Origin of the sequence: Roseivivax isoporae LMG 25204 (genome assembly GCF_000521865.1) — a bacterium.
GTDB lineage: Bacteria > Pseudomonadota > Alphaproteobacteria > Rhodobacterales > Rhodobacteraceae > Roseivivax > Roseivivax isoporae.
The window spans coordinates 1-25,905 of sequence record NZ_JAME01000019.1 but is presented as its reverse complement, the minus strand read 5'-3'; the positions used below and the strand labels follow the sequence as shown (position 1 = coordinate 25,905).

The 25,905-nt window shown below is 69.0% G+C and carries 29 protein-coding genes, 1 tRNA gene and 1 riboswitch; of the genes, 22 read left to right on the top strand and 8 right to left on the bottom strand.

Features of this window, described 5'->3' with window-relative positions; genetic code table 11:
• Positions 1 to 11 precede the first annotated feature (11 nt).
• Both RISW2_RS13020 and RISW2_RS13015 read left to right on the top strand, forming a co-directional pair.
• Positions 12 to 800: an enoyl-ACP reductase FabI gene (locus tag RISW2_RS13020; RefSeq protein WP_043771914.1), complete on the top strand. Its 789-nt coding sequence runs from the start codon at positions 12 to 14 to the stop codon at positions 798 to 800.
• A gap of 89 nt (positions 801 to 889) precedes the next feature.
• Positions 890 to 1,564, top strand: coding sequence for an FAD-binding oxidoreductase (locus RISW2_RS13015; protein ID WP_043771912.1), 675 nt, complete (start codon positions 890 to 892; stop codon positions 1,562 to 1,564).
• Between the two features lie 10 nt (positions 1,565 to 1,574).
• Here RISW2_RS13015 and RISW2_RS13010 read toward each other — a convergent pair whose 3' ends face one another.
• Positions 1,575 to 2,444, bottom strand: a complete 870-nt coding sequence (locus tag RISW2_RS13010; protein WP_043772026.1) for a hypothetical protein — start codon at positions 2,442 to 2,444, stop codon at positions 1,575 to 1,577.
• A gap of 133 nt (positions 2,445 to 2,577) precedes the next feature.
• On the opposite strand from RISW2_RS13010, the gene miaB reads away from it, so the two are divergent.
• Positions 2,578 to 3,903 carry a tRNA (N6-isopentenyl adenosine(37)-C2)-methylthiotransferase MiaB gene (miaB, locus tag RISW2_RS13005; RefSeq protein ID WP_043771911.1) on the top strand — a complete coding sequence of 442 codons (1,326 nt, stop codon included), beginning with the start codon at positions 2,578 to 2,580 and terminating at the stop codon, positions 3,901 to 3,903.
• A gap of 46 nt (positions 3,904 to 3,949) precedes the next feature.
• On the opposite strand, the gene RISW2_RS13000 is transcribed toward miaB, so the two are convergent.
• Positions 3,950 to 4,300: a hypothetical protein gene (locus RISW2_RS13000; RefSeq protein WP_043771909.1), complete on the bottom strand. Its 351-nt coding sequence runs from the start codon at positions 4,298 to 4,300 to the stop codon at positions 3,950 to 3,952.
• Between the two features lie 510 nt (positions 4,301 to 4,810).
• Between RISW2_RS13000 and RISW2_RS12995 the strand changes: the two genes are divergently transcribed.
• From RISW2_RS12995 to metK, 7 genes are all read left to right on the top strand, one after another.
• Positions 4,811 to 5,335 (top strand): OmpA family protein, encoded by a 525-nt coding sequence (locus RISW2_RS12995; RefSeq protein WP_051492029.1) that lies wholly within the window; start codon positions 4,811 to 4,813, stop codon positions 5,333 to 5,335.
• Positions 5,336 to 5,352: 17 nt separating this feature from the next.
• Positions 5,353 to 5,664, top strand: coding sequence for a hypothetical protein (locus RISW2_RS12990; protein ID WP_043771907.1), 312 nt, complete (start codon positions 5,353 to 5,355; stop codon positions 5,662 to 5,664).
• A gap of 154 nt (positions 5,665 to 5,818) precedes the next feature.
• On the top strand, positions 5,819 to 6,796 hold the full coding sequence (locus RISW2_RS12985; protein WP_043771905.1) for a PhoH family protein: 978 nt from the start codon (positions 5,819 to 5,821) through the stop codon (positions 6,794 to 6,796).
• A 16-nt stretch (positions 6,797 to 6,812) separates the two neighbouring features.
• Entirely contained in the window at positions 6,813 to 7,328 is a 516-nt protein-coding gene (gene ybeY, locus RISW2_RS12980; protein WP_043771903.1) for an rRNA maturation RNase YbeY, read from the top strand.
• A gap of 63 nt (positions 7,329 to 7,391) precedes the next feature.
• Positions 7,392 to 8,336 (top strand): hemolysin family protein, encoded by a 945-nt coding sequence (locus RISW2_RS12975; RefSeq protein WP_043771901.1) that lies wholly within the window; start codon positions 7,392 to 7,394, stop codon positions 8,334 to 8,336.
• Entirely contained in the window at positions 8,329 to 9,840 is a 1,512-nt protein-coding gene (gene lnt, locus RISW2_RS12970) for an apolipoprotein N-acyltransferase (protein ID WP_156943849.1), read from the top strand. The genes RISW2_RS12975 and lnt overlap by 8 nt, the downstream gene beginning before the upstream one ends.
• A gap of 57 nt (positions 9,841 to 9,897) precedes the next feature.
• Positions 9,898 to 9,945, top strand: a riboswitch (SAM-SAH riboswitch).
• Positions 9,946 to 9,949: 4 nt separating this feature from the next.
• Positions 9,950 to 11,131 (top strand): methionine adenosyltransferase, encoded by a 1,182-nt coding sequence (gene metK, locus RISW2_RS12965; RefSeq protein WP_043771899.1) that lies wholly within the window; start codon positions 9,950 to 9,952, stop codon positions 11,129 to 11,131.
• 21 nt (positions 11,132 to 11,152) lie between these two features.
• Here metK and RISW2_RS12960 read toward each other — a convergent pair whose 3' ends face one another.
• Positions 11,153 to 11,851, bottom strand: coding sequence for an NUDIX hydrolase (locus tag RISW2_RS12960; RefSeq protein WP_043771897.1), 699 nt, complete (start codon positions 11,849 to 11,851; stop codon positions 11,153 to 11,155).
• Between the two features lie 38 nt (positions 11,852 to 11,889).
• Positions 11,890 to 12,285, bottom strand: coding sequence for a DUF983 domain-containing protein (locus tag RISW2_RS12955; RefSeq protein WP_043771895.1), 396 nt, complete (start codon positions 12,283 to 12,285; stop codon positions 11,890 to 11,892).
• Between the two features lie 230 nt (positions 12,286 to 12,515).
• On the opposite strand from RISW2_RS12955, the gene RISW2_RS12950 reads away from it, so the two are divergent.
• The 4 genes from RISW2_RS12950 to RISW2_RS12935 all read left to right on the top strand — a co-directional run bounded on the left by RISW2_RS12950 (position 12,516) and on the right by RISW2_RS12935 (position 14,520).
• On the top strand, positions 12,516 to 13,004 hold the full coding sequence (locus RISW2_RS12950) for an EF-hand domain-containing protein (protein WP_084615387.1): 489 nt from the start codon (positions 12,516 to 12,518) through the stop codon (positions 13,002 to 13,004).
• Between the two features lie 100 nt (positions 13,005 to 13,104).
• Positions 13,105 to 13,674 carry an RNA polymerase sigma factor gene (locus RISW2_RS12945; RefSeq protein WP_051492028.1) on the top strand — a complete coding sequence of 190 codons (570 nt, stop codon included), beginning with the start codon at positions 13,105 to 13,107 and terminating at the stop codon, positions 13,672 to 13,674.
• On the top strand, positions 13,661 to 14,026 hold the full coding sequence (locus RISW2_RS12940; RefSeq protein WP_051492018.1) for a hypothetical protein: 366 nt from the start codon (positions 13,661 to 13,663) through the stop codon (positions 14,024 to 14,026). Before RISW2_RS12945 ends, RISW2_RS12940 begins: the two co-directional genes overlap by 14 nt.
• Before the next feature lie 2 nt (positions 14,027 to 14,028).
• A complete protein-coding gene (locus RISW2_RS12935; RefSeq protein ID WP_043771891.1) occupies positions 14,029 to 14,520 on the top strand; it encodes a periplasmic heavy metal sensor in 492 nt (163 codons plus the stop codon).
• Here RISW2_RS12935 and RISW2_RS12930 read toward each other — a convergent pair.
• Positions 14,469 to 15,947 carry a diguanylate cyclase gene (locus RISW2_RS12930; protein ID WP_051492017.1) on the bottom strand — a complete coding sequence of 493 codons (1,479 nt, stop codon included), beginning with the start codon at positions 15,945 to 15,947 and terminating at the stop codon, positions 14,469 to 14,471. The two genes, RISW2_RS12935 and RISW2_RS12930, sit on opposite strands and share 52 nt — an antisense overlap.
• 108 nt (positions 15,948 to 16,055) lie before the next feature.
• On the opposite strand from RISW2_RS12930, the gene RISW2_RS12925 reads away from it, so the two are divergent.
• The 6 genes from RISW2_RS12925 (at position 16,056) to RISW2_RS12900 (ending at position 20,977) form a co-directional block, all read left to right on the top strand.
• The gene (locus RISW2_RS12925; RefSeq protein ID WP_043771889.1) at positions 16,056 to 16,340 is read left to right on the top strand and encodes a DUF3572 domain-containing protein; all 285 of its coding nucleotides are present in this window, start codon (positions 16,056 to 16,058) and stop codon (positions 16,338 to 16,340) included.
• Complete coding sequence (locus RISW2_RS12920) at positions 16,337 to 17,071, top strand: HAD family hydrolase (protein WP_043771887.1); 735 nt, start codon at positions 16,337 to 16,339, stop codon at positions 17,069 to 17,071. Before RISW2_RS12925 ends, RISW2_RS12920 begins: the two co-directional genes overlap by 4 nt.
• A gap of 68 nt (positions 17,072 to 17,139) precedes the next feature.
• Entirely contained in the window at positions 17,140 to 17,739 is a 600-nt protein-coding gene (locus RISW2_RS12915) for a heme NO-binding domain-containing protein (protein WP_043771885.1), read from the top strand.
• A complete protein-coding gene (locus RISW2_RS12910; RefSeq protein WP_244437560.1) occupies positions 17,736 to 18,818 on the top strand; it encodes a GGDEF domain-containing protein in 1,083 nt (360 codons plus the stop codon). Before RISW2_RS12915 ends, RISW2_RS12910 begins: the two co-directional genes overlap by 4 nt.
• A gap of 13 nt (positions 18,819 to 18,831) precedes the next feature.
• Positions 18,832 to 18,906 (top strand) — tRNA-Gln (locus RISW2_RS12905).
• 148 nt (positions 18,907 to 19,054) lie between these two features.
• Positions 19,055 to 20,977, top strand: a complete 1,923-nt coding sequence (locus tag RISW2_RS12900) for a site-specific integrase (RefSeq protein WP_162164329.1) — start codon at positions 19,055 to 19,057, stop codon at positions 20,975 to 20,977.
• 465 nt (positions 20,978 to 21,442) lie between these two features.
• Here RISW2_RS12900 and RISW2_RS23555 read toward each other — a convergent pair whose 3' ends face one another.
• Together RISW2_RS23555 and RISW2_RS23550 are read right to left on the bottom strand one after the other, a co-directional pair.
• Positions 21,443 to 23,659, bottom strand: a complete 2,217-nt coding sequence (locus RISW2_RS23555; protein WP_051492016.1) for an AAA family ATPase — start codon at positions 23,657 to 23,659, stop codon at positions 21,443 to 21,445.
• Between the two features lie 78 nt (positions 23,660 to 23,737).
• The gene (locus tag RISW2_RS23550) at positions 23,738 to 24,130 is read right to left on the bottom strand and encodes a GIY-YIG nuclease family protein (RefSeq protein WP_156943848.1); all 393 of its coding nucleotides are present in this window, start codon (positions 24,128 to 24,130) and stop codon (positions 23,738 to 23,740) included.
• Positions 24,131 to 24,229: 99 nt separating this feature from the next.
• Here RISW2_RS23550 and RISW2_RS23545 point away from each other — a divergent pair, with 99 nt between their 5' ends.
• The gene (locus RISW2_RS23545) at positions 24,230 to 24,658 is read left to right on the top strand and encodes a hypothetical protein (protein WP_156943847.1); all 429 of its coding nucleotides are present in this window, start codon (positions 24,230 to 24,232) and stop codon (positions 24,656 to 24,658) included.
• A gap of 87 nt (positions 24,659 to 24,745) precedes the next feature.
• Here the strand turns inward: RISW2_RS23545 and RISW2_RS12885 are convergent, their stop codons facing one another.
• Positions 24,746 to 25,252 (bottom strand): hypothetical protein, encoded by a 507-nt coding sequence (locus tag RISW2_RS12885; RefSeq protein WP_043771876.1) that lies wholly within the window; start codon positions 25,250 to 25,252, stop codon positions 24,746 to 24,748.
• Between the two features lie 110 nt (positions 25,253 to 25,362).
• Between RISW2_RS12885 and RISW2_RS23990 the strand changes: the two genes are divergently transcribed.
• The gene (locus RISW2_RS23990) at positions 25,363 to 25,548 is read left to right on the top strand and encodes a ribbon-helix-helix protein, CopG family (RefSeq protein WP_341872013.1); all 186 of its coding nucleotides are present in this window, start codon (positions 25,363 to 25,365) and stop codon (positions 25,546 to 25,548) included.
• Positions 25,549 to 25,905 lie beyond the last annotated feature (357 nt).

Genomic DNA, 25,905 nt, shown 5'->3' with positions numbered 1-25,905 from the left:
ACGATCTGCACATGGGAATTTTGTCGGGCAAGCGCGGTCTGGTCATGGGGGTCGCCAATGACCGCTCGATCGCCTGGGGGATCGCGCGGGCGCTGCACGAGGCGGGGGCGGAGCTGGCGTTCACACACCAGGGCGCGGCGTTCGGCGCGCGGCTGAAGCCGCTGGCGGAAAGCGTCGGCTCGGACATGCTGTTCGACGTGGACGTCTGCGACGACGCCTCGCTCGACGCGGCCTTCGCGGGGCTGGCCGAACGCTGGGACAGCCTCGACTTCCTCGTGCACGCCATCGCGTTTTCCGACAAGTCCGAGCTGCAGGGGCGGTTCCTCAACACGAGCCGCAAGAACTTCAAGCACTCGATGGAGATCTCCTGCTACTCGTTCATCGAGGTGGCGCGTCGCGCGCACCCGATGATGGTCGAGAACGGCGGCACCATCCTGACGCTGACCTACCAGGGCTCGAACCGGGTCGTGCCGAACTACAACGTGATGGGCGTGGCGAAGGCGGCGCTCGAATCGGCGACGCGCTACCTGGCGAACGATCTCGGCCCCGAGGGCATCCGCGTGAACGCGATCTCGCCCGGGCCGATGAAGACCCTCGCGGGGGCGGCGATCGGCGGCGCGCGGCGCAGCTACAAGCACACCGAGGCCAACGCGCCGCTCCGCTCGAACGCGACGCTCGAGGCGGTGGGCGGCACGGCGGTGTGGCTCGTGTCCGACGCCGGTTCCTTCACGACCGGCGAGGTCATCTGCGTCGACGGCGGCTTCCACATCCTCGGCATGCCGCAGTTCGAGAACCTGTGATCCGCGCGGCGCCCGCTGCGGCGCCCCGTCGCGGAACCGCGTCCGCGGGGTAGATGTTGAAGCCGGAACGACCGAAAGGACCTCCCGGCATGACGCACACCCTGACGCTGCAATCGATCTCGCCCGTCACCCACGACACCAACCACCTGGTCTTCGACCGGCCCGAGGGCTTTTCCTTCCGGCCGGGGCAGGCGGTGGACCTCGCGCTCGACCGCGACGGCTGGCGCGACGAGAAGCGCCCCTTCACCTTCACCTGCCTGCCCGAGGACGGAACGCTCGAATTCGTCATCAAGTCCTATCCGGACCATGACGGCGTAACCAAGCGCATCGCCGAGATGGTGCCGGGCGACACGGTGATCGTGGACGATCCCTGGGGAGCCATCCAGGACAAGGGGCCGGGCTGGTTCATCGCCGGCGGCGCGGGCGTCACGCCGTTCATCTCGATCCTCAAGGCGCGGCTCGACGAAACCGGCACGCTGGGCGGCTCCACGCTGATCTTCGCCAACAAGACCGAGGCCGACATCATCCTGCGCGACACGTTCGAGAAGATGCCGGGCCTCACCTGCGACTTCATCGTGACCGAGGAGCCGCAGAGCCCGCTGTCCGGCCCGCAGCCCGACGAGGACTACCTGCGCTCGAGGATCACGCCGGGCAAGGGCAAGGTCTACGTCTGCGGGCCCGACGAGATGCTCGAGGACGTGGAGGCGGCGTTGAAGGCCATCGGCGTGCCCGAGGACGACATCGTCATGGAAAGCTTCGACTGAGCCACGCCCGTCAGAACCATTGCCCGGGCTCCATCAGGCCGAGATCCAGCAGCTGGCGCGAGTGCCATTCGAAGGGTGCCGAATTGTGCCAGGTGAAGCTGTGGATGTCGCAGGCTGAGCCCGGGTTGCGCCTGAGCGCCTTGGCGGTCCGGAAGGACGCGATGGCCGCGGTCAGGTTGTTGTGCCACGGGCAGGCATAGGTGTTGTATTCCTCGTCGGAAAACGTGTGGTCGGGGCGCAGCCTGAGCCCCGGCCGCGCGCGGAACAGCGCGATCCGGTCGATCTTGCGCCGGTCGGGCGGCACGTGTTCCTCGAACCGCCAGCGCAATCCCCCGAAGAAGTCGAGCTGCCGTTCCTTGGGGTGGTTGTGGTTGGAGGGATCGGGCCGCGCCAGCGCGTAATATCCCGCCCGGTCGAGGCAGGCGCGGTCGAGCGACACGGCGTCCGGGTGCCGCGCGAGGTCGTCGGCATAGAGGTCGATCACGTAGGTCAGCATCGCATCGCGCCGTTCCTCGGCGTGGAACGCGAGAAGTTCCGACACGGTGCGCGTCTCGCAATAGGGATAGAACAGGTATTCCGCGTTGTAGCAGTAGTAGAGCCACGTCCCGGGCGCGGCCGCGATCACCGCGTTGACGGCATGGATGGCCGCGTTCTCGACCGTCATGTCGTAGTCGACGCGGTGTACGACCTCCGCCACGTCGGGCGCGAGGTCGAAATGGGGCGACATGAACGCCGCGACCGTCGCGAATCCCGTCTGCCGGTGGTGCCGGAGCGTCGTGTCGATCTCGACCCCGTCCTCGGCGAAGACCAGCGCCACCGGGCCGCCCTCGAGGGCGCCGCGCGCGCCCCGCAGGAACGCCTTCAGCCCGTCATGCCGCATGTTGCCCGTCACGCCCGCCTTTTGCGGCACGATCCGTGAAGACGGCGTGCATTGCAAGCCTCGCGCCTTCTGCGGTATAGGCCGCGCTCGACATCCCGTCGCATGTTCCGACCCGGACCGGAGGCGCCGCGCCATGGCCGACCCGAAGAAGCTGTTCGTCAAGACCTACGGCTGCCAGATGAACGTCTACGACAGCGAACGCATGTCCGAGGCGCTCGCGGGCGAGGGCTACGTGGCCACCGACACGGCCGAGGACGCGGATCTCATCCTGCTGAACACCTGCCACATCCGCGAGAAGGCGGCCGAGAAGGTCTATTCCGAGCTTGGCCGCTACAAGGAGCTGAAGGCCGCGCGACCCGACCTGCGCATCGGCGTCGCGGGCTGTGTGGCGCAGGCCGAGGGCGAGGAGATCCTGCGCCGGCAGCCGCTCGTCGACCTCGTGGTCGGACCGCAGAGCTACCACCGCCTTCCGGATCTCGTGGGTCAGGCGCGCGGCGGCGCGCGGGCGGTCGACACCGACTTTCCCGAGGAGGACAAGTTCGCCCGCATGGGATCGCGGCCCAAGGCCGCGCGGGGACCGACGGCGTTCCTGACGGTGCAGGAAGGCTGCGACAAGTTCTGCGCCTTCTGCGTGGTTCCCTATACCCGTGGGGCCGAGATGTCGCGTCCGGTCGCGCAGGTCATGTCCGAGGCGCGCGACCTCGTCGAGCGCGGGGTGCGCGAGATCACGCTGCTCGGGCAGAACGTGAACGCCTATCACGGCGCGGGGCCCGGCGGCGACTGGTCGCTTGCACGGCTGATCCGCGGTCTCGCGGAGATCGACGGGCTCGAGCGCATCCGCTTCACCACCTCGCATCCGAACGACATGGACGATGACCTGATCGCGGCGCATGGCGATTGCGACAAGCTCATGCCGTACCTTCACCTGCCGGTGCAGGCGGGGTCGGACCGGATCCTCAAGCGCATGAACCGCAACCATACCGCCGACAGCTACCTGCGGGTGATCGAGCGGCTGCGCGCGGCGCGTCCGGACCTGCACCTGTCGGGCGACTTCATCGTGGGCTTTCCCGAGGAGACGGAGGCGGATTTCCAGGCCACGCTCGACCTGATCGCGGCGGTGGAATACGGCTCGGCCTTCTCGTTCAAGTACTCGACCCGGCCGGGCACGCCCGCGGCCGAGCGCGACCAGGTGCCCGAGGACGTGAAGGCCGAGCGCCTGCAGCGGCTGCAGGCGCTCCTGTCGCGGCAGCAGCGCGCGCTTCAGGACGCGATGGTCGGCCGCGAGGTCGGCGTGCTGTTCGAGAAGCCGGGCCGGATGCCGGGACAGATGGTCGGAAAGTCCGACTACCTGCACGCGGTCCACGTGGCCGATGCGCAGGGCACGGTGGCTCCGGGCGACCTCCGGCGGGTCCGGATCACGGCGAGCGGGCCCAATTCGCTGACGGGCGCGCTGGTCTGAGCCCGATGGGCCGCCCGGGCGTCGCCGGCCGGCCCTCGTGCAGCGATCAGTGGCCGAGCGTCTTGCGCGAACGCGCGTCGTAGTAGATGCGACGCATCTCCGACTTCAGGCCCTCGGGATTGTTCACCAGCCGGTCGTCGCGGCAGACCCGTTCCGCCACCGCGTGCGCGGTCGGGAAGTCGTAGCCGATGGCCACGAGGCTGTCGACGAACTTGGAATTCGGCCGGTCCCAGATCACGTCGTTCCACGGGCCGCGGAAGCAGCTCACGATGATCGTGCCGCCCTGGAAACGGCTGATGTCGTCCCCGTGATGTCCATGATGATGGTGCTTGTGGTCCGCCGCGACCGGCGCGGCAAGACCCGACGCGACCGCCAGCACAATTGCAAACTTCTTCATACCGCGTATCCTTTTCTGGCGAGCGGAAGGCTCTTCACACGACCCCGGACATGGCGCCGGGCCGACCGGACGGGCCGGGCTCGTGGCATGTCCTCCCCACGGGCACGATCCGCATCGTAGCCGCCGCCGCAATCCTGCCCAAGTCTTTTCGGATTCTGTTGCCCTGCAGGCATCCGTGGCGCCCGGAATGCGGCATTGTTGCGGCGGCGGCGACAGACCGGCTGCGTGCGTCCGTCCTGCCGCCCCTCGTGCGAGTCGGTGCGTGCGCAGCTGTGGACCACAAGATGCGGTGGTTTTTGGCTTCACAGGCGCAATTTACTTGGTAGACTTTTCGTGACCGGGACCGTCGCGGGCAGCCGGGCGGGACGTCCCGAAGCCGCGCTGCGGCGGCGACGTCGGTCGCGCACGGACAGGTAACGAGGGACAGGACAGGTGGTGCAAGACTTCTCCGGATCGGTGCGCAGGACGGTGGCTGCCGTCGCTGCCGCGCTCGCTTCTGCCGCCCTCGCGATGCCCGTCGCGGCCGAGGCGCCCGGCGCGGGCGCGGTGATCTCGACGCAGGACCGCACCCCGCGGACCGAGACCTACATTCCGGGCATCTGGGTCGATCCGGACGGCTGCGAGCACTGGGTGATGGACGACGGCGTCGAAGGCTACATGAGCCCGCACGTCACCCGCGACGGCATCCCCGTCTGCCGCCGGCAGAACGTCTGCGGGGTCATGAACACCGACCAGTTCTTCGCCACCGACAAGTACCGCATCAGCAGGGCCGGCCAGCAGCGGCTGGCGCAGTTCTTCGCGTCCTCGACGGCGGCGGCCTTCGTCGTGGCGGGACACACCGACAGCCGCGCGTCGGACGCCTACAACATGCGGCTGAGCTACAACCGGGCGAACGCGGTCGCCGCGGTGGGCCGCGCGGTCGGCGCCAACATCGTCGACGTGCGCGGCTACGGCGAGCGCATGCCGGTCGCCACCAACGGCACGCACGAGGGCATGGCGAAGAACCGCCGCGTCGAAATCATCTGCATCCAGTGATCCCGGGGGACAGCACCATGATCCATGCACGACTGGCCCTGGCGCTCGCGGCCCTGGGCGCACTCGCGGCCTGCGACACGCCGATCGGGCCCGACAAGAGCCAGGATCGCAACTTCTTCGACCGCGACGACCTCGCCGACATGCAGGCCGGCATCTGGATCGATCCGAACGGCTGCGACCACTGGATCATCGACGACGGGGTCGAGGGCTACCTCTCGCAGCGACTCGACAAGTACGGCAAGCCCGTCTGCTCGGGGATCGCGCCGCCCAACACCGTCGTCGGCGACTTCAAGGGCGGGTCCACCTCGGTCATCGGCGACCCGCTCTGAGGGGACGGATGCCCATACGCGCTGCAGGGCCTTGCACGCGTGGCCCCGCGCGGCCCTTTTTGCCTGCCCGAAGGGCAACGCGCGGCCGGCGCGCCTTGCCTATCGGCGCCGTCAACGCCACCTTGAGGCCGAAGGCCCGGAACCGGAGACACGTGTGAGCACAGGCACCCTCAGCGAAGCCGTCCTTGAATTTCCCGACAACCGGCTTCTGATCGAGCTCTGCGGAGAGTTCGACCGGAACCTCACGGACATCGAGACGCGTCTCGGCGTGCAGATCCTGCGCCGCGGCAACGTGCTGATGATCCACGGCGAACCCGACGCCCAGCACGAGGCGCAGGAGGTGCTGTCGGCACTCTACCAGCGGCTCGAGCAGGGCAAGAGCGTGGGGCAGGGCGACATCGACCGCGAGTTCCGCGTGTCGGCCGCGCCCGTGCCCGACGACCAGCTCGACATGTTCGGGTCCTCGCCGCTCGAGATCAAGACCCGCAAGAAGCTGGTCGAGCCGCGCACCGAGGCGCAGAAGGCCTATGTTCGGGCGCTCTACCAGAACGAGCTCTGCTTCGGCATCGGGCCCGCGGGCACCGGCAAGACCTACCTCGCGGTCGCCGTCGGCGTGAACATGTTCATCCACGGCCAGGTCGACCGCATCATCCTGTCGCGCCCCGCGGTCGAGGCGGGCGAGCGGCTGGGCTTCCTGCCCGGCGACATGAAGGAGAAGGTCGACCCCTACATGCAGCCGCTCTACGACGCGCTGAACGACTTCATGCCGGGCAAGATGCTGGCGCGGATGATGGAGGAGAAGCAGGTCGAGATCGCGCCTCTGGCCTTCATGCGCGGGCGGACGCTGTCGAACGCCTTCGTGGTGCTCGACGAGGCGCAGAACGCCACGTCGATGCAGATGAAGATGTTCCTGACCCGTCTCGGCGAAGGCTCGCGCATGGTCATCACCGGCGACCGCACGCAGGTCGACCTGCCGCGCGGCGTGCCCTCGGGCCTCGCCGATGCCGAGCGCCTGCTGAAGGACGTGCCGCGCATCGCGTTCAACTACTTCACCGCGCGCGACGTGGTGCGCCACCCGCTGGTGGCCGCAATCATCGAGGCCTACGACCGCGACGCGGAGGGCACGGCGTGAGGCGCCGGCGCGCGTGATGCTGACCGACACCGTCATCGAGGATCCCCGCTGGGACGCGGCGGGGCTCGACCGGCTTTCGGAACGTGCCGCGGTGGCGGCGCTGGCGCATCTGGGCCTCGATCCCGCGGGCTTCGAGATCGCGGTCCTCGGCTGCGACGACGCGCGCATCGCCGAGCTGAATGGCACTTTTCGCGGCAAACCCCAGCCGACGAACGTGCTGAGCTGGCCGGCGGAGGAGCTATTTGCCGAGGCGGACGGCGGTGCGCCGGCGCGGCCCGAGCCCGGCGGGCCGCACGGCCCGGCCGAACTGGGGGACATCGCCATCGCATACGACACCTGCCTCCGCGAGGCAGAGATCGGCGGAAAACCGCTTGCGGATCACGTGACGCACCTTGTCGTTCACGGAACGCTCCATCTTCTGGGCTATGACCACGAACGGGATGGCGACGCGACGTTGATGGAAACGACCGAGGCTGCCATACTTGCCGAACTGGGGGTGGAGGACCCATATGCGCCGCGTGACGGTGCGTAAGGAACTGCGCTTCCGGACTGACTGGGCCGAACGGCCCGTAGAATGACAGGGTTCACGACACAGATGGGCGACAGCGACGATTCGTCTACGGCAGCGCACAGCGCGCCCGAGACGAACCAGGACGAAGAGCAGAACCCCGCAGAGGGTGGCTTCTTCAGACGCTTCTTCAGCTTCGGATCGTCGGAGGACGACGACGAGGAGAAGATGAACGGACACGGGGGGATGACGGGCGTGCAGGGCGCGCCGGGCCTCCTGAACCTCCGCCGGATGCGGGTGGAGGATGTGTCCATCCCCAAGGCCGACATCGTGGCGGTTCCGGACACGATCACCCGGGACGACCTCGTTCAGGTCTTCCGCGAGAGCGGGATGACCCGCTTGCCGGTGTATTCCGGCACGCTCGACACTCCCGTCGGCCTCGCGCACCTCAAGGACTTCGCGCTGAAGCATGGCTTCAACGGGCGCGACACCCGTTTCAACCTCAAGCGCATCCTGCGGCCGCTGCTTTTCGTGCCGCCCTCGATGCCGATCGGCGTGCTGCTCACCAAGATGCAGACCGAACGTCGGCACATGGCGCTGGTGATCGACGAATATGGCGGCGTGGACGGGCTCGTGACGATCGAGGATCTGATCGAACAGGTCATCGGCCAGATCGAGGACGAGCACGACACCGACGAGGCCGAGAACTTCACCCAGGAACGCTCGGGCTGCTATCTCGCGCTCGCCAAGACGCCGCTCGAGGAATTCGAGGCGGCGATCGGGCGCAAGCTGACCGACGACGAGGACATCGACCCCGAGGAGATCGACACGCTGGGCGGGCTGGTCTTCATGCTGGCGGGCCACGTGCCGGCCCGCGGCGAGGTCGTGCCGCATCCCGACGGGCTGGAATTCGAGGTGGTCGACGCCGATCCGCGCCGGATCAAGCGGCTGCGCGTGCGGCTGCCCGGCGCGACCGGGACCGGCGCGCTGACCGGACGCGCCGCGGGAGCCGTCCACCCGGACCATGGCTGACGCCGCGCTGGCGTCGGAGCGCCGCGTCCGCAGACTGGCCCGTCCGCTCGCGGCGGCACTCTGCGGCGCGGCCTTTGCCTCGGGCCAGGCGCCCTTCGACCTCTGGCCGGTCGCACTCGCGGGGCTCGTGGGCGCGTTGGTCCTGCTTGCCGGGGCGATGCATCCCGGGCGGGCGGGCTGGACCGGCTGGGCGTTCGGCGCGGGCTATTTCGCCGTCTCCATGGCCTGGATCGTCGAGCCGTTCCTGATCGACGCGGCCGTCACCGGCTGGATGGCGCCCTTCGGCCTTCTCGGCCTGTCCGGCGGGCTCGCGCTTTTCTGGGCGGCGGCGTTCTGGGCGGCGGCGCGCCTGGGCGGCGGCTGGCGCATCGTGCCGTTCTGGGCGCTGGCTGAACTTGCGCGTGCCTACGTGCTGACCGGATTTCCCTGGGGCCTCGTGGGCTATGTCTGGACGCCGACGCCCGCCGCGCATTGGGCCGCGCTTCTCGGGCCGCACGGCCTGACGCTCGTCACGCTCGCCGCCGCGTGGGGGGGCGCGCGCGCCGTCCTCGCGCGCGACTGGCGCGCAGGCGCGGCCGTGGCCATGGCCGGCGCCGCGCTCCTCGGCGGCGGGGCGCTCCTCGCGCCGCCCGCGGCGGATCTCGACGGCCGGCCGGTCGTGCGGCTCGTGCAGCCCAACGCGCCGCAGGACGAGAAGTGGCAGAGCGAACTCGTGCCCATCTTCTTCCGTCGCCAGGTGGATGCGACCGCCGCGGGCCCCGAGCGCCCCGACCTGATCGTCTGGTCGGAGACTGCGCTGCCCATGCTGCTCGACAATGCGGGGCAGGCGAACGAGATCATCGCGGACGCCGCCCGCGGCGCGCCCGTGGTCATCGGCATCCAGCGCGAGGAGGGCGGCCGCTACTACAATTCCGCCTACGTGCTGGGCCCCGGCGGACAGGTGCGCGACGTCTACGACAAGCACCACCTCGTGCCCTTCGGGGAATACATGCCGGCGCGCTGGCTCTTCCGGCACATCAACGTCTCCGGGCTCGCCGCGCGGGCCGAGGGCGGCTACACGCCCGGGCCCGGTCCGCGGCTGATGGACCTCGGATCGCTCGGCCGCGCGCTGCCGCTCATCTGCTACGAGGCGGTCTTTCCGCAGGACGTGGGCGGCGCGCCGGAGCGGCCCGGCATGCTGCTGCAGCTGACGAACGACGCGTGGTTCGGCACGTGGTCGGGCCCCTACCAGCACCTCGCGCAGGCGCGCATGCGGGCGATCGAGCAGGGGCTGCCGATGCTGCGCGCGGCCAATACCGGCGTCTCTGCGGTGATCGACGGCGGCGGCAGGGTGCTGGCGTCGCTGCCCCTTGGCGAGGCCGGTCACCTGGACCACCGCCTGCCGCCGCCGCTGCCGCCCACGCCCTATGCACGAAGCGGCGACCTGCCCGCGGCGCTGGCGATCCTGCTCGCGGCCCTCGCCGGCGCGGTTTCGCCCGGTCGGCGGCGCAAGCTTTCGCGTTGACGCTGTCGGGGCCCCGGTCTAGGCAGACGCGTCACGGTGGCCGCAAGGGCGGCCACAGACCTGTCACAACGGCTTCCTGGCGTGGCAGCGTTATCCAATGGAGCACTCAATGTCCCGCAAATCCTACTATTTCACCTCCGAATCCGTTTCGGAGGGGCATCCCGACAAGGTCTGCGACCGCATTTCCGACGCCGTCCTCGACGCGCTGCTCGCCGAGGAGCCGCTCGCCCGGGTTGCCTGCGAAACCTTCGCGACCACGAACCGCGTGGTGATCGGCGGCGAGGTCGGGCTCGCCGACCAGCACAAGCTCAAGGATTACATGGAGCGCATCCCCGAGATCGCGCGAGCCTGCATCAAGGACATCGGCTACGAGCAGGATGCCTTCCACCACGCCACCTGCGATATCTCGAACTACCTGCACGAACAGTCCGCCCACATCGCGCAGGGCGTGACCGGGCAGGCGGGCCGGGACGAGGGCGCCGGCGACCAGGGCATCATGTTCGGCTACGCGACGAACGAGACCGAGGCGCTGATGCCGGCGCCGATCCTCTTCGCGCACCAGATCCTGCTCAAGCTCGCCGAGGCGCGGAAATCCGGCAAGGAGCCGCTCCTGCGTCCCGACGCCAAGTCGCAGCTGACCCTGCGCTACGAGGACGGAAAGCCCGTGGGCGTGACGCAGATCGTCCTGTCGACCCAGCATGCCGACGAGAGCCAGAGCTCCGCCGACATCCGCGCGATCGTCGAGCCTTACATCCGCGAGGTGCTGCCGGCGGAGTGGTTCACCGACACGACCGAGTGGTGGGTCAACCCCACGGGCACCTTCGTCATCGGCGGTCCGGACGGGGATGCGGGGCTCACCGGGCGCAAGATCATCGTCGACACCTATGGCGGGGCGGCCCCGCACGGGGGCGGCGCGTTCTCAGGCAAGGACCCGTCCAAGGTCGACCGCTCGGCCGCCTATGCCGCGCGCTACCTCGCCAAGAACGTGGTCGCCGCCGGGCTCGCGGAACGCTGCACGATCCAGCTGTCCTACGCCATCGGCGTGGCGAGGCCCCTGTCGATCTACTGCGACACGCACGGCACCGACCGCGTCGATCCCGAGGCGATCGAGGCGGCGATCCCGCGGGTCATGGATCTGACGCCGCGCGGCATCCGCACCCATCTCGACCTGAACCGGCCGATCTACGAGCGGACCGCGGCCTATGGCCATTTCGGCCGCGAGCCGGATGCCGACGGCGGGTTCTCGTGGGAACGCACGGACCTCGCGGAGGCGCTGCAGAAGGCGCTCTGACCGTCGGCGGCGGGCGCCGCCTCAGGGCGTGCCCGCCGCCTGCCCGCGCAGGCGCAGGAACAGGCTTTCCTCGTCGTCGTTGCGGAAGAACGGCACCGAGGCGGGCGGCGCGGGATCGTGCGCGCGGGCCGCGACCTCGGCCAGCACCACCTCCGTGATGAACGGCATGTCCACCTTGCGCACCTCGTCGAGCGGCACCCAGCGCAGGTGCGACAGCTCGTCCGAGGCGGCGGAGAAATCGTCGGGATCGCCGGCGAGCGCGGCCGCGTCGACGAGGAAGAAGCGGGCGTCGAACCGCCGCGGACGTCCCGGCGGCGTGATGGCGCGGAACACGAACTGCAACCCGCCTGCATCGGGCACGTGGCCGGTCGCCGCGAAATCCTGCCAGTCCTGCGGCAGGGTCCCCGGCCAGTCGCCGGGCCGACCCAGAACCTGACCCGTCTCCTCGAACAGCTCGCGGATCGCCGCCGCGGCCAGCGCGTGCACGAGGTCGGTCGCGGCCCCTTCGGCCAGCCGGTCGGCACATGGGGCGGGGACCGCCCGCGCCAGCGGCACCGCGTGATCCGCCGGGTCGACCGCGCCCCCCGGGAACACCACCTTGTTCGGCATGAAGGCCGCGCGCGCCCCGCGCTGGCCCATCAGGATGCGTGGCCGGGTCGCGCGGTCCCGCAGGACGATCACCGTCGCGGCGTCGCGCACCCTGTCCTTGCCGTCGGTCATGTCGCTGGCCCGTCCCGATGTCGCGGCGGGCGTGCGGGTCACGCGGCTCTGCCGAAGCCGTGCATGAACCGCGCCCACTGGAACGCCACGATGGCGCCCTTCAGCCGGGGCAGAAGGTACAGCGTGAGCGCCGTGCAACCAACCGCGAAGATGGTGAAGAGCGTGAGGGGCTCCGGCCGCCACGTCTCGAACACGAACAGCAGGAGCGGCGCCATCAGGTGCCCGACGATCAGGATGGCCAGGTAGGCCGGGCCGTCGTCGGCGCGGTGATGGTGCAGCGGCTCGCGGCAGACCGGGCACGCGTCGCGCACCTTGAGATAGCCCGACAGGATGTGCCCGCTGCCGCAATTCGGGCAACGCCGGCGCCAGCCGCGGCGGAGCGCGGGCCAGGTGGGGCGCTCCTCGCGCGTCTCGATCGCGTTTCCGTGGGTCATGTCTTGCACTCCGGGGGCGGCACGGCGGCACCATGGTCCCATGCGCCCGGTTTTGAAACCCCCAGTGGCGGTCTTGCGGCTCCGTGTCGCGCGGCGGGGCGGGCTCCGTCTCACGCAGCCGTGATCGCCCGCGCGACGGAAGCCGCGGCCCCGCCCGTTCGACAGACAGGTCGGAACGAGGCAGACGCGCTCCGCCCGGACACAGGAACAGGACAACGGGAGAGACCCAGATGGTTCGAGCATCCACCCTCATGGCCGCGGGCGCGGCGGCTCTCTGCGCCGCGCTGGCGCTGGCCCCCGCGGCGGCCGACGCGCAGGGACGCGACGGCGGCATGATGCACCACAAGCACGAGCGGGGCGCGGGCTTCTCCCGGCTCGATGCGAACGGCGACGGCACGGTCAGCGCCGAGGAGTTCGAGGACCCGGCCGGCGCGCGTTTTGCCGCCGCGGATGCGGACGGCGACGGCGAGCTGACCGCCGAGGAGATGGCCGCGCAGGCCGAGACGATGCGGGTCGCCCGGCGTGACGCGCGCATCGCGCGCATGATCGAGCGGCTCGATTCGGACGGAAACGGCACGCTCAGTCTCGCCGAGGTCGAGTCCCGCCGGGACCGCGGCGCGATGTTCGACAGGCTCGACACAGACGGCGACGGCGCGCTTTCGCGCGAGGAGATGCGGGCCGGCCACGCGGCGATGCGCGACCGGCATCACGACCGCTGAGGCACGGGCCCCGCGCCGCCGTCATTGGCGGAGCGGGGCCGTTGCGGATGCGGGCGGAACGGCATAGGCGCAGGACGGGAAGACGGTGCCGCTGGACGCGATGGACGAGCGAAGCGACGAGGAGCTGCTGGCGCTCTATGCGGCCGGGGACGCGGCGGCCGCACGGGCGCTGACCCTGCGCCTCGTGCCCGGGGTCTTCGCCCATGCGAGCCGGCTCCTGTCGGACGCGACCGAGGCCGAGGACGTGGCGCAGGAGGCCATGCTCAAGCTCTGGCGCATCGCCCCGGATTGGCGTGCGGGCGAGGCGCGGATCACCACATGGCTCTACCGGGTCACGGCGAACCTCTGCATCGACCGGATCCGGCGGCGGCGCGGCAGCCCGCTCGACGACGCGCCCGAGGTCGCCGACGAGGCGCCCTCGGCGGAGGCGCGGATGCTGTCGGGGGACCGCGCCGCGGCGCTGCACGCGGCGCTCGCGGATCTGCCCGAGCGGCAGCGGCAGGCGGTGGTGCTGCGGCACCTCGAGGGTCTCGGCAATCCCGAGATCGCCCGCATCATGGACATCGGTCCGCGCGCGGTGGAAAGTCTCGTCGCGCGTGGCAAGCGGGCGCTGGAGGAGCGGTTGCTCGGCCGGCGCGCAGACCTGGGGTACACAGATGACCGATCCTGACAGATCGCGGCCCGACGACCCGCTCGAGGCGTATTTCCGTGCCGCGCGCGAGGCCACGCCGACGCCCACCGCGGCGCTGCTGGCGCGGATCGCCGACGATGCCGTGACCGCGCAGGCCCGGCGCCGCGCGGTGCGGGCGCGCACCGGCCGCGGCGGCTGGCGCGCGGCGCTCCGGCGGTCCTGGCCCGAGGCCGCGGCACTCGTCGCGGCGACCTGCGCGGGCATCTGGATCGGCGTCAGCCCGCCCGACGCGGTGGCCGACGTGCTGGGCGCGGGCACCGCGGAGGGCGAGTTCGCGGCGCTGGTCGAACCGGCGACGGTCTTCGACGTCGCCCTGCTGACGGAGCGCTAGGCATGGAGACGGCACAACCCCGCCGCGGCCGCTGGATGCGCATCGCGCTTGTCCTGTCGCTGGCCGCGAACCTCGTCGTCGGCGGCATCGTCGCGGGCACGTTCCTGCGCGAGGGGCCCCATCGCGGCGGCGCGCGCGGGCCCGATCACGGCTTCGTCTACTACCGCGCCTTCACCGAGGAGGAACGTCGCGCCCTGCGGCAGGCCATCCGGCAGGACATGGGCCGCGACGCGGACGCGCCGCAGGACCGCGCCGCGCGCCGCGCGGCCTTCCTCGACGGCTACCGCGAGACGGCCGCGGCGCTGCGCGCCGATCCTTTCGATCCCGCAGCGCTCGACCGCGCGCTGGGGCAGCAGAACGAGCGGGCGACCGAGCGGCGTGCGCGGGGGCAGGAGGTGCTGGTGGAGTTCCTCGCCGCCATGGCCCCCGAGGACCGCGCGGCCTATGCCGAGCGGCTCTCGCGCGAGATCGCGCGCCTCGCCGAGCGGCGCTGAGCCGCGGCGGGCTCGCGCGGCGCGCGGTCCGCGGCGGCGCCCGGCACGGGGTCGAGCGCGACGACGGCCGCGGCGAAGTACCGGTCGCGGCCCCCGGTCTTGGCCGCGTAGAGCGCAGCGTCCGCAAGCTCGATCATCCGCCGGCCGGGTTCGGGCCCGGTGCCCGGACCCGCGGCGACCCCGATCGAGATCGTCACGGGCACCGCCGCGACGTCGGGGCCCACCGGCACCGGGTGCGTACGCACCTGCGCGCAGAGCCGCGCCGCCGTCACCTGCGCCTGCGCGAGGTCCGCATCGGGCAGGGTGATGAGGAATTCCTCGCCGCCATAGCGGGACACGAGGTCCGAGGCGCGCAGGTTCTGCGACAGCCGCAAAGCCACGGCGGCGATCACGCGGTCGCCGACCGCGTGGCCGTACCGGTCGTTGATCGCCTTGAAGGCGTCGATGTCGGCCATCAGGACGGAGCAGCATTGTCGCGCGGCGCGCGCCGCCTCGGCCACCCGGTCGAGATGCGGCAGCGCGTAGCGGCGGTTGTAGAGCCCGGTCAGCGGATCGGTCAGCGCCGCCCGCAGCCCCTCGCGCACGGTGTCGCGCAGCCGGTCCGCGACCTTCTTGCGCGTCACCTGCTTGCGGATGCGGATGGCGAGTTCCATGGCCGGCGGGCTGCCCACGAGGATGTCGTCGGCCCCGAGGTCGAGCGCCGTCGCCGCCTGCGGCCCGTTGCCCGAGGCCGCGACGTAGAGGATCGCCGCCCGCCGCGTGGCGGCGCTGGCGCGCAGGTCGCTCAGGAGGTCGAGGCTGCCACGCGGCCGCGGGCCGGCGAGGATCACGCAGACCTCCCAGCGGCCCGGCGCGCTCCGCAGCAGTTCCTCGCGCTTGGCGAGCACGATCTCGGCGCCGCGCACGTCACGGCGCAGGTCCGCCGCCAGACGCTCGATGTCGGCCGCGCCGCGGTCGCCGAGCAGCGCGATGCGTGCCGGCCGGTCGAAGGCCGCGCCCGCCTCGGCCATTCCGAAGGCGCGGCAGGTGTCCTCGCGCAGGCGCAGCTCGCGTTCCGAATCGCGTGCCCGCAGGAGGCTGCGCATCCGCGCCAGCAGCACGGGTTCGTCGAGCGGCCGGACCAGCACGTCCTCGGCCCCGGCCGACAGGGCGGCCACCCGCGCCTCGGGCATGTCCGCGGGCTGGACGAGCACGCAGGGCGGCGCGTCGCCCCCGAGCGCCCGCAGCGACGCGCAGAGCTGCACGCCGCTCATGTCGGGCAGGCTGTCGGCGGCGATGACAAGGTCCGGCCGGTGGCGGCGCACGACGTCGAGCGCCTCGGTGCCCGACGTCGCCTGGAGGACGTCGTAACATGCCGAGGCCAGCTTGACCCGCAGGCCGATCCGCTGCGTGGCGATGTCGTCCGCGATCAGAATGCGGCCCGGCATGTGGACATCCTCTTTGTGGTGGTGGCCCGCTTTGCGGGGCCTTGCCCACGACCTTGCGCCAGTCTTTAGTTCGATTGGTTAAGAATCCGTTTCGCAGGTTAACGGGACATGAGCATTTCGCAGGACATTGCCGAAACCGTGGGCTTGCAGGCCGTGGCCTGGCTCGCCGCGGACGACGAGCTGTTGCCGGTCTTCATGGGCTCGACCGGCGCCGGGGAGGACAGCTTTCGCGCCAACCTGTCCGATCCGGACTTCCAGGGGGCGGTGCTCGACTTCCTGCTGATGGACGATGCCTGGGTCCGGCGCTTCTGCGACGACACGGGCCTCGACTACAGCCTTCCGATGGCGGCGCGGCAGGCGCTGCCGGGCGGGGGCGCGGTCCACTGGACGTGACCCTCACCGCCCGACGGATCGAGGCGATCCTCTTCGACAAGGACGGCACGCTCTTCGACTTCGCCGCCACGTGGAACGCGTGGGCGGACGCGCTGCTCGCCCGGCTCGCGGGGCCCGACAGGGGCAGGGCAGAGGCGCTGGCCGCCGCCATCGGCTTCGACCGCGCGACCTGCCGCTTCCTGCCGGAAAGCCCCGTGATCGCCGGTACCACGCGCGAGGCGGCGCTGCGCCTCCTCCCGCACCTGCCGGATGCCCGCCTCGAGCGGCTCGAGGCGCTGCTCGTCGCCGAGGCCGCGCGCGCCCCGCAGGTTCCGGCGGTGCCGCTCGCACCGCTTCTCGACGCGCTGGCCGCTCGCGGGCTGCGGCTCGGCGTCGCGACGAACGACGCGGCCGCCGCGGCCCGGGCGCATCTCGACGCGGCGGGCGTCGCGGACCGCTTCGACTTCGTCGCGGGTTACGACAGCGGCTTCGGCGGCAAGCCCGCGCCGGGCCAGCTCCTCGCCTTCGCCGACGCGGTCGGCATCCCGCCCGCGCGCATCGCGATGGTCGGCGACAGCCTGCACGACCTGCACGCCGCGCGCGCCGCCGGCATGACCGCGCTCGCCGTGCTGACCGGGCCCGCGACGGCGGCCGACCTGCAGGACGCGGCGGACGCGGTCCTGCCCCATATCGGCGGGCTGCCGGGCTGGCTCGACGCCGCCGCGCCGTCCCTCCGCACCGCGCATCGTTAAAATCCAGCGCGTTACCCGACGGTTAAACTTTGGCTGGCATCGTCCCCGGCACGCCGCGGAGTGTTCTGATGCTGGGTCTCGTGAACGGGGTGCTCTTGTCCTTCCTGCTCGACACCTACGGCGCATGGGCGCCGCAGGAGGCGCTGCGGCTCGCGGGGCTCGACGACCAGGAGTTCGAGGCGATGCTGCCCTACGATTCCGACATGACGCGCCGGCTGCGCGATGCCGCCGCGCGCGTGCTGCAGAAACCGCCCGAGGCGATGCTCGAGGACGTGGGCACCTACCTCGTCTCGCATCCGAACGCGCAGTCGATCCGTCGGCTCCTGCGCTTCTGCGGCACGGATTTCCTCGACTTCCTGCACTCGCTGGAGGAACTGCCCGACCGCGTGCGGCTTGCCGTGCCCGATCTCGACCTGCCCGAGATCGAGCTGCACGACGGCGCCGGGCTCGTCTTCCGCATCGAGGGCGGGCCCGACTGGCCGGGCTTCGGCCACGTGCTGGTGGGCCTCCTGCGCGCCATGGCCGACGATTACGGCGCGCTGGCCCTTCTCGAGCACCGCGCGCTGCCCGACGGGTCCGAGGAGGTGACGGTCCACCTGGTCGAGGCCGATTATGCCGAGGGGCGCAGCTTCGTCCTCGGCGCCGACCGGCGGAGGGCGGTGCCGTGACGTTCGAGCGGCGCCTGCTCAAGGCGCTCTGTCCCATGCATGTGCAACTCGACCGCGCGGGCCGCATCCTCGACGCCGGGCCGACCCTGCGCAAGCTCGTGGCGCCGGCGCCGTGGGAGGGGCGGGCGTTCCTCGACCTCTTCGAGGTGGTGCGCCCCCGCCGCGTGCACGACTTCGCGGCCCTCCAGGGCGCGGGCGACCGGAAGCTGCACCTGCGCTTCCGCGACCCGCCGCGCACCGGCTTCATCGCGCACCTGCTGCCCGACCGCGGCGGCGGCGCGGTGGTCAACCTCTCCTTCGGGATCTCGGTCGGTGCCGCGGTCCAGAATCACGCGCTGACCAGTGCGGATTTCCCGCCGACAGACCTCACCGTCGAGATGCTCTTCGTGCTCGAGGCCAAGTCGGCGGCGATGGAAGCCTCGCGCAGGCTCAACCGTCGCCTGCAGGCGGCCCGCATCGCGGCGGAGGAACAGGCCTTCACCGACACGCTGACCGGGCTCAAGAACCGGCGCGCCGCCGATCACGTGCTGGCGCGCACCGCCGCCTCGGGCGAGGCCTTCGCCGTGCTGCACCTCGATCTCGACCACTTCAAGCAGGTGAACGATTCCCTCGGGCACGGCGCGGGCGACCGGGTGCTGCAGCACGCCGCCGCCGCCATCGTGCGCCATCTGCGCGCCGAGGACACCGCCGCTCGCATCGGCGGCGACGAGTTCCTGCTGGTCCTGCCCGGCGTGCATCCCGCGCCGCATCTCCTCGCGGTGGCGCAGCGGCTCATCGCCGATCTCGAGCAGCCGGTGCTTTACGACCGCCAGCCCTGCCATGTCTCGGCCAGCATCGGCATCGCCTGGCACGCGGGTGGGGACCCGGTAGATCCCGAGGCCATGATCGCCCGTGCCGACGTCGCGCTCTACGCCGCCAAGCGCGCCGGCCGCGGCCGCGCCGCGCTCGACCCCGAGGGGGCGGCAGACATCGTGTCCGGGACCCCGCCCGATCTTGCGATCCGCGCCTCCGGGGCCCGCATCGCCCCGCCGCCGATTTTCCCGCCGGAAGGTCTTGATCCCCGCGCGGCCCCATCGTAAGTAGCCCGCCAGTTGGGGTGTAGCCAAGCGGTAAGGCAGCGGTTTTTGGTACCGTGTACCGTAGGTTCGAATCCTACCACCCCAGCCAGCCTTCCCGTAAAGTGTTGATAGATATGTAATTTCTGCCGCCGAACAGCGTCTTTTTCCCCAGTGCATCACATGGGTGTGCAACATGGGTGTGATACAGGCAGCCGTTCGCGCGTCATTCCGCATCTCCCAAACAAGGGAAGATGAAGATGCACGGGATCAATCATGTCCACCGCCGCGGTGCCGTATACGTCTGGCGCCGGAGGGTGCCGAAGGCCTTCGGCAAGGGTCGATTCCTGCAGGTCAGCCTGAGGACCCGAAACTTTTCGTCGGCAAATCGTCTCGCTGCCATTGTAAACGAAAAATTCTTGGCATTCATCCTCGCCGTGAAAAGCCAGCGTATCTCTCACGCTGAGGCTCAGCGTTTTCTCGCGGCGGAAGTGGCCCAAGCCCTTACCCGGATCGACGAGGAACGCTACTACGAGCCCGAAGCGTCGTCACCTGAGGAGTGGCGGACCCGGTACTTCGACGAGAAGTGCCGGTCGGTCGCGCTGCGTATCGTGGCGGCGCGCGGGTCCGGCGCTTGCCTGATCGACGAAGATCGCCGTGATCTAATGCTGGACGGGTTCACGGAAGGTCATCTTCTGACGATCTGTAAAGAAATCGAGAGCCTGCGAGCGGAGCTCCGGTCACCGGATTTCCTCCGTGGCGTGAAGGATGCGGCGGAGACAGTGATCGGAAGAGATGACCTTTCGCAGCCTGATGTCCGTGCGAGCATTGCCCTCCGGCTACGTGCGCGCGCAATGGCGATCGAGGCCTCGGACCGTCGAGCCAGTGTCGGCCCCTTCCGTCTTCTTGATGAGAAAGCGTGCTACGATCATGTAAATCAGGGTGGCGAGGCAGAGCCTACTCAGTCGATGATCGTCGAAACACCTGAGGCGAATGTTGCACACTTCTCCGCAATCTACGGCCGCCCAGTCCGAGAGACCAACGCCGAAGGCGCGGTGCAGAATGCGCGCAATGACGGCATCGCGGACCTGATTGCCGCTCATCTTGATGCCAAGAACAAGCGGACGAAGTGCGAGGGAGAAGCCAAGAAGATCGCCAAGGACGTCAGGCAGAGGAGGTCCGTGCTGCGTCATTTCTCCCAGGCGATCTCGGCCAGATTTCTGATCGATCTGACCCAGTCGGATCTTGCACAATACGGCGATACCATGGACAAAATTCCGAAGATCCACGGCAAGAGCCGGGCGGACAGAGATCGGACCATCCACGAATTGGTAGAACGTGCAGAGGACCTGCCAGAGGAAGACGTCGGCCTGTCCGCCAACACAAAGAATCGCAACTTCGGTATCATCAAGGATTTCCTGACTTTCGCACGTGCGAAACACGGCATCGTGCCGCAGGCGACATTGTTCTTCGAGGATCTGTATTCGCGCCCTGAAGATGGCGAATGCAACGAGCGCCTTGCGTTCTCGGATGACGACGTCACCAAGTTGACGGATCACCCAGTCTGGCGTGAGGGGCGCTGCCCTGAAACGGGCAGAGACGGTAGGTCGTTCGCCGATTTCGGGCTCTATTGGATGCCAATAATCGCTGATCTCACCGGTATGCGACGGGAAGAAATCGCGGGAATGATGCTGGACGACGTAGTTACGGATCACTCGATTCCCCATTTCGACATCCGGCCGAATCGGAACAGGCGCCTCAAGAACAAGTCTTCACGGCGCTGCGTTCCAATCCACGATGGCCTGATGGAGCTCGGCTTCAGGGACTACGTCGACGGCTTGCGGGACCGCGGGGAGATCGACCTCTTCCCGGAGCTGAAACCTACGGCAGGGGGCTCCTATGGTGGCGTGTTCTACAAGGACTGGAAAAAGGTCCTGGATGAACAGCTTGGCCCCGACCTTGTCGGCAAGGTCTTCCATTCGTGGCGCCACCGGTTTGTTACCCTGATGCGGAATGACAGCGCGATTGCAAAGGATGTCGTTCAGGATATCGTCGGACACACACCGCAGGACGAAACGGACCGGACGTATCGCGACACCACGCAGTTTCGAGATGAGATGCTTGCGCGGCTAAATCCGGCGATACAGTCGGTCCCTTGCGGACACTGGATGGGCAAAGCTTGACCACCTGGGTTACGTTTCAGGGCGATGAGAGTTCGGCGTGCGGGTACCCTCGGACCCCGCGACAACGTCCTCAGAGCCCGCGTGCTTATGGCCAGCTTGCGCTCGCCGCGGCGCCGGAAGTGCATCTGGTCTTTACGGTAGATGCAAAACAGGCACTTGTGGTTCAGCTCGTTTCCCAAGTGGCGCGAGGCAAGACTCGCAGCCGCCAGCAGCCGAACCGGCGCGGCACCCGCGTCAATTCCTTGAGTCGCTCACGGTAAAGAGGTCATCTTGTCAGATCGCTTGCAGCGCATGGTTATCCGGCAACAGTTGAGCACCCGACACGTCCATCGCTCGTTGATCCCGTGGTGTTCCACAAGGATCGCTACGACTTGCGCGCTTCGCGGCGGACATTCTCTACAAGTGTAAGATCGATCATGACCTCGGATAATGAGAGGAAGGTACCAGGACTACGGCCGGGGTCTACTATCCAAGCGTGGAACCGGTCGGTCGGGTCGAATTGGAAGTCGTCTCCACGCGCCGATCGCCCAGCATCCTTTCCAGGATGGTCTTGATTTTTTCAGCGCTGACCTCCCGTTGCTCGACGAGGTCATGTGCAAGCGTCGCAACGAGGTCCTTGGCTCCATGGACGAGCTCTTCCGCACGCTCCGCCTCGCCTCGAAGAACGCGTTCCAAGTCGTCGCCGAGCGGTGTTCCCGGTAGCATGCGGCCGGTCGACGGTGGGAGCGCAAGCAGATGCTCGTCGTCGAGCACCCACACATGTTTCATGTTGTATGCGAGCTCGGTAGCCTGCCGCAGATCATCGGCTGCACCGCTCGAGATCGAACCAATCAGCACGCGTTCCGCAGCGCGCCCGGCCAAGAGCGCGGCGATGCGGTCGTGCGCGCTGTCGAGCGTCTCGACCGGGCGATGCGCGCCGGCGACCTCGCCTCCATGCGGCGTGATGCGGACCTTGCCCGGGATCTCTCCAGTCAGGCGCCAATTGACCACGACGTGGCCGGCCTCATGGACAGCAATACGCCACACATGCTCACCATATCGGTCCGGTGCCATCTGCTGGATAGCCGCGTCGAGGTGATCTTCGCGGATCGTCGCGCCCTCGCGCCGAGCACGGCTTTTCGCGTCGCGCGCCACGGCCGCGACGGTTGCGCCGGAACAGCCCGAGAGGCGCACGGCATGCGGCGCCAGGTCGAGGCACCCCGAGCCGCCGCCGAGGTTACGCGCCAGGATGAGCCTGATGCCGGCTTGATCGGGTTCGCGCAATGTGTGGTGGCGGTCAAAGCGCCCGTGGCGCAGGATCGCGGGATCGACGCGCTCGGGATGATTTGTCGCGCCGATGAGCAGTACGCCGGGAGCTTCATGCAGCCGCGTGAGCTGCTCGAGCAATCCATTGACCATGCCGACGTTGTAGCGTGCGCTGTGGCTATCGCCGCCCCGGACCATGAACGAGTCCAGCTCGTCAATTAGGACCACCGCGGGGGCCTCGGTCATGGCTTTTTCGACGGCGTCGTGGAGAGCCCGCAGCGCGTCACCTTGATGCCCATGGCGTTGACATTCGGCGTATGACGTCGCCACGAGTGGGATACCAGCACTGCCCGCAAGCGCGCTCGCGAGCAGGGTCTTGCCGGTGCCGGGTGGGCCGGAAAGACAGAGCGAACTGGAGACCTCTGACCAGTCCAGTGACCCGGTCCGCCATGCGCCGAGGTCGGCGAGCATGCTGTCGAGGTCATTGCGCAAGGATGTGGGTAACGCCATGTCGTCGAGGATGGGGCCCGAGGCGGGCTTGCGACGCTCGACGTATCGGGAGAGCCGCTCGGTAACCTCGAGGGTGGTTTCGGCGGCGAACGCATGTTCGAGGAGGGGCGGCGGCAGGCTTGCCAGCTTGTCGTCATTCGGGAGCCGATCCCGCACCGCGTCCTCGGCGATCTCGCCGGTGACGGAATGCGTCGCGCGCAGAAGCTCCAGTACCATCTCTGCGGAGAGCGTCGGCATGGGAAACACGCGGTCCGCGACCGCGTAACCGTTGCCCGGCAGATCGTGGGGAAATCCCACGACGGCGCAGATCGGTTTGCCCCGCGCGATGGACCGGTTGAGGGCGCTTTCGAACTCGGTCCGTTCCCGCGCGTGGTCCCGGCGCACTCCGTCCGTGTCTGCACCGTGGATCCGGATTGCCGGATTTTCCCACGCGATTCCGCGGACTTTCGCAGCGCGCGAGACGGCGGTGAGAAGATCATGCGCTTCCTGGTGAAGATACGTGCGCTCCGCGCGCGATGGCATGGAGATCGCCGTCAGCGCGCCGCTCTTGCCGACGCGACGAAGATCGTCCTCGGTCGGCATCTGCGCGAGGATGCGGAGCGCCATGCTCATGCCGGCGAGCGGGGCCGAGATCATGCGCTTGTGCGGCCGGCCATGCAGATCCTCGGCCCAGGGATCGCGACCGGCCGCGATGCAGGCCGCGATCTCGGCCTCGGTCATGGTGCTCGCGGCAGGCACGCCGCGATAGTCTGCGGCGACCCGGTCTGCGAGCGGAAGCGTCTCGATATCGGCGACAGCGGCCATGCCGTGAGGGCGCTGCGACAGCGCGCGGTCGAGCAGGATGCGTGCCCGTGCCAGCTCCGCGAGCACGTCGCGGGCGAAGGACCGCGCAAAAGGGGACCATGGCAGTGAAGTGGATCGGGGCATGGGCGGGTCTCCGGTGGCGGAAGGGGAGCGGACAGCCTGAGGGCCGTCCGGATCGAAGGGCTCAAGGATGCGGCGGGATCAGGAGGCGAGGTCGCGCTCTATCCGATCCAGGATCGCGCAAAGGACGGCCTCGGCGTCCGCGCGATAGATCTCGGTGCGCGTGTTGATCGCGTTGCCATAGGCGCTCTTGGGAACGATCAGGTCCGGATGGTGCCGGCGCATCTCGGCATGGGCCGACTTCTCGACGCAGACGGCCTGATGGCCGGTCGACACTTGCACCGTCCGGAGGATCCGCGTCGGGACATCGCGCGCGATCCCGAGCTGCTGGCGCAGGCGCCGCCGAGGGTTCGAGGAATAGCCGAGTTTCAGGATCCGCCCGCAGGCTAGATCGATGCGGAAGAGGTAGATCTGGCTCGGCTTCGACGTCCACGTCTCTCCGCATCGCGCGCAATCGACGTCCCCATTCGACATGTTGCCCACCGAGACATCCTGCGTCCGACCACATTCGTGGCGGTAGCTTCGATAACCGACCCGGCCGGTCTCGGCGGGACCGGTCAGGGACCAGCCAAATTGAGCTGCGACGTCGGCATACCGAGCTTCTCGGCACTCTCCGCAGCCGGCCGCGTGGCCACCGTCGGCGGCCCGCTCGACGCGCAGGTATTGCCGGCGGACGAGGTGTCCGCATGCCAGCCGAAAGATGCCGTAGTGGCGGTGCTGCGGATCGGCCCCGAGCAGGGTTGCCCCGATCTCCGCCGCGGCGTGGGCGCGGCGCGCGCGGATGCAGTGGTGACATTCCGGACGATGATCCCGGACGACGCTTCGGCGTTTGACCGAGACACCGCCGCACCGGCGGCACCGGATCAGAAGACGGGCGCAGTCATCGAGGCGGGCGAGAATTTCGAAGCCCGCGCGAGAGGCGGCTTCATGAAGGGAAGCAACGACCGGGGCGGGCCGGACCGCGACTTCGATGCCATCGATGACACAGGGGAGGGTGGATGACTTCGCGAATTCGGGGTCTCCTCGGGACATTTGGCGGAAGGGCGCGCAGATCCGACACGTGCGGATCTGCGCGGGTAGGGGTGAAGATCAGGCGTGCAGGATCGGCGCTGCCGGCTGCTCCGGATCGGGGTCCGCCTCGAAAGAGCGCGCGGCCTCCTCGACCACGGCGCGGAGCAGGCCGGCGAGATGCGACAGCTGCCGCACCAGCACGATGCTCTCGATGTCCTCCTGTCCTGCCAGACGTCCGGCAGCGCTCAGGAGTGCGACGGGCGCAGCGCAGAGCCGCTCACGATCACACCCGCGATCATGGAGGACATCCAGAAGGTGTTCGGCGGCGAGTGCGTGCGCCGGGTGCAAGTGGGCGCGCGACAGGAAATGCATCGCGGACGTCTCGCAGCTGGCCCAGGCATCGGCCGTCTCGTGCGCAATGCTGGACAGCGAGATATCAAAAAATCGCGGCGCAACAAGCGCCTCGAGATCGATCGCGGCGTGCAGCCGATCGATGAGCCGATCGAGCGCGTTGGCGTTGGTGGAGAAAGAGTCCGGATCGGTTCCGGACCGCGCCGGATGCGTGGTAGGGCCGTGCTCAGCCATTAGGGATCTCCTTGCAGATCGCTGTGGTCAGTGCGGGCGCTTGAGTTGCCGCTCTTGCGTCCGCACGTCTTACATGGTTTTATGATATTGTGAAGTCAAGGGAAGATATCATGAAATCTCGCGGCCGCCCGAAAGCCGACACTTCTCCGGTCATGGTCCGGATAGATGCGGACATGCTTGCTGCTATCGATGACGTCCGGCGGACTGAGGAGGACGTGCCGACCAGGCCGGAAATGATCCGGCGAATGATATCCGATTGGCTAGAAACGCGGGAAGGGACCAGCTCAGACGGTTAAGTCGCCCACGGACGCGAAACGAAATTTCACGAAAGGAGCGGCAAGGTCTGCGGACCTGCTTGGCGGTGGAATAGTTTCGCGAAATCCCCAAGTTCGGGACCGGGCTCACACGATACCAGTCGATGACCGAGAATTTTGCGTTTGCAGCACAGAACGAGTGTCAAGATCGGCCAAAAGTTGCCGTTTACCTCTTCTACAGATGCCGAGGCGCGGCCGATCGAACCGAGCATTCGCCGCGGTCGCGAGATCGAGGCATCCCCGAACTCACACGCTGCAGACCTTCCCGCCGTTCGCTGCGGGTGCGAGTGCGAGCCTGCGACTCGGCCTTCCTCGCTCAAGTTACGATCGCGCGACAGA

Excerpts from the sequence above, each read along its gene's own strand:
- RISW2_RS12975 (WP_043771901.1), top strand. The coding sequence starts at position 7,392 with ATGGGCGACAGCGACGATTCGTCTACGGCAGCGCACAGCGCGCCCGAG.
- RISW2_RS23550 (WP_156943848.1), bottom strand. The coding sequence starts at position 24,130 with ATGTCGAATGGGGACGTCGATTGCGCGCGATGCGGAGAGACGTGGACG.
- RISW2_RS12945 (WP_051492028.1), top strand. The coding sequence starts at position 13,105 with ATGGACGAGCGAAGCGACGAGGAGCTGCTGGCGCTCTATGCGGCCGGG.
- lnt (WP_156943849.1), top strand. The coding sequence starts at position 8,329 with ATGGCTGACGCCGCGCTGGCGTCGGAGCGCCGCGTCCGCAGACTGGCC.
- RISW2_RS13020 (WP_043771914.1), top strand. The coding sequence starts at position 12 with ATGGGAATTTTGTCGGGCAAGCGCGGTCTGGTCATGGGGGTCGCCAAT.
- ybeY (WP_043771903.1), top strand. The coding sequence starts at position 6,813 with ATGCTGACCGACACCGTCATCGAGGATCCCCGCTGGGACGCGGCGGGG.
- metK (WP_043771899.1), top strand. The coding sequence starts at position 9,950 with ATGTCCCGCAAATCCTACTATTTCACCTCCGAATCCGTTTCGGAGGGG.
- RISW2_RS12955 (WP_043771895.1), bottom strand. The coding sequence starts at position 12,285 with ATGACCCACGGAAACGCGATCGAGACGCGCGAGGAGCGCCCCACCTGG.
- RISW2_RS13010 (WP_043772026.1), bottom strand. The coding sequence starts at position 2,444 with ATGCGGCATGACGGGCTGAAGGCGTTCCTGCGGGGCGCGCGCGGCGCC.
- RISW2_RS13015 (WP_043771912.1), top strand. The coding sequence starts at position 890 with ATGACGCACACCCTGACGCTGCAATCGATCTCGCCCGTCACCCACGAC.
- RISW2_RS12950 (WP_084615387.1), top strand. The coding sequence starts at position 12,516 with ATGGTTCGAGCATCCACCCTCATGGCCGCGGGCGCGGCGGCTCTCTGC.
- RISW2_RS13000 (WP_043771909.1), bottom strand. The coding sequence starts at position 4,300 with ATGAAGAAGTTTGCAATTGTGCTGGCGGTCGCGTCGGGTCTTGCCGCG.
- RISW2_RS12960 (WP_043771897.1), bottom strand. The coding sequence starts at position 11,851 with ATGACCGACGGCAAGGACAGGGTGCGCGACGCCGCGACGGTGATCGTC.
- RISW2_RS12990 (WP_043771907.1), top strand. The coding sequence starts at position 5,353 with ATGATCCATGCACGACTGGCCCTGGCGCTCGCGGCCCTGGGCGCACTC.
- RISW2_RS12900 (WP_162164329.1), top strand. The coding sequence starts at position 19,055 with ATGCACGGGATCAATCATGTCCACCGCCGCGGTGCCGTATACGTCTGG.
- RISW2_RS12940 (WP_051492018.1), top strand. The coding sequence starts at position 13,661 with ATGACCGATCCTGACAGATCGCGGCCCGACGACCCGCTCGAGGCGTAT.
- RISW2_RS12915 (WP_043771885.1), top strand. The coding sequence starts at position 17,140 with ATGCTGGGTCTCGTGAACGGGGTGCTCTTGTCCTTCCTGCTCGACACC.
- RISW2_RS12995 (WP_051492029.1), top strand. The coding sequence starts at position 4,811 with ATGCCCGTCGCGGCCGAGGCGCCCGGCGCGGGCGCGGTGATCTCGACG.
- miaB (WP_043771911.1), top strand. The coding sequence starts at position 2,578 with ATGGCCGACCCGAAGAAGCTGTTCGTCAAGACCTACGGCTGCCAGATG.
- RISW2_RS12935 (WP_043771891.1), top strand. The coding sequence starts at position 14,029 with ATGGAGACGGCACAACCCCGCCGCGGCCGCTGGATGCGCATCGCGCTT.
- RISW2_RS12925 (WP_043771889.1), top strand. The coding sequence starts at position 16,056 with ATGAGCATTTCGCAGGACATTGCCGAAACCGTGGGCTTGCAGGCCGTG.
- RISW2_RS23555 (WP_051492016.1), bottom strand. The coding sequence starts at position 23,659 with ATGCCCCGATCCACTTCACTGCCATGGTCCCCTTTTGCGCGGTCCTTC.
- RISW2_RS23990 (WP_341872013.1), top strand. The coding sequence starts at position 25,363 with ATGAAATCTCGCGGCCGCCCGAAAGCCGACACTTCTCCGGTCATGGTC.
- RISW2_RS12930 (WP_051492017.1), bottom strand. The coding sequence starts at position 15,947 with ATGCCGGGCCGCATTCTGATCGCGGACGACATCGCCACGCAGCGGATC.
- RISW2_RS12885 (WP_043771876.1), bottom strand. The coding sequence starts at position 25,252 with ATGGCTGAGCACGGCCCTACCACGCATCCGGCGCGGTCCGGAACCGAT.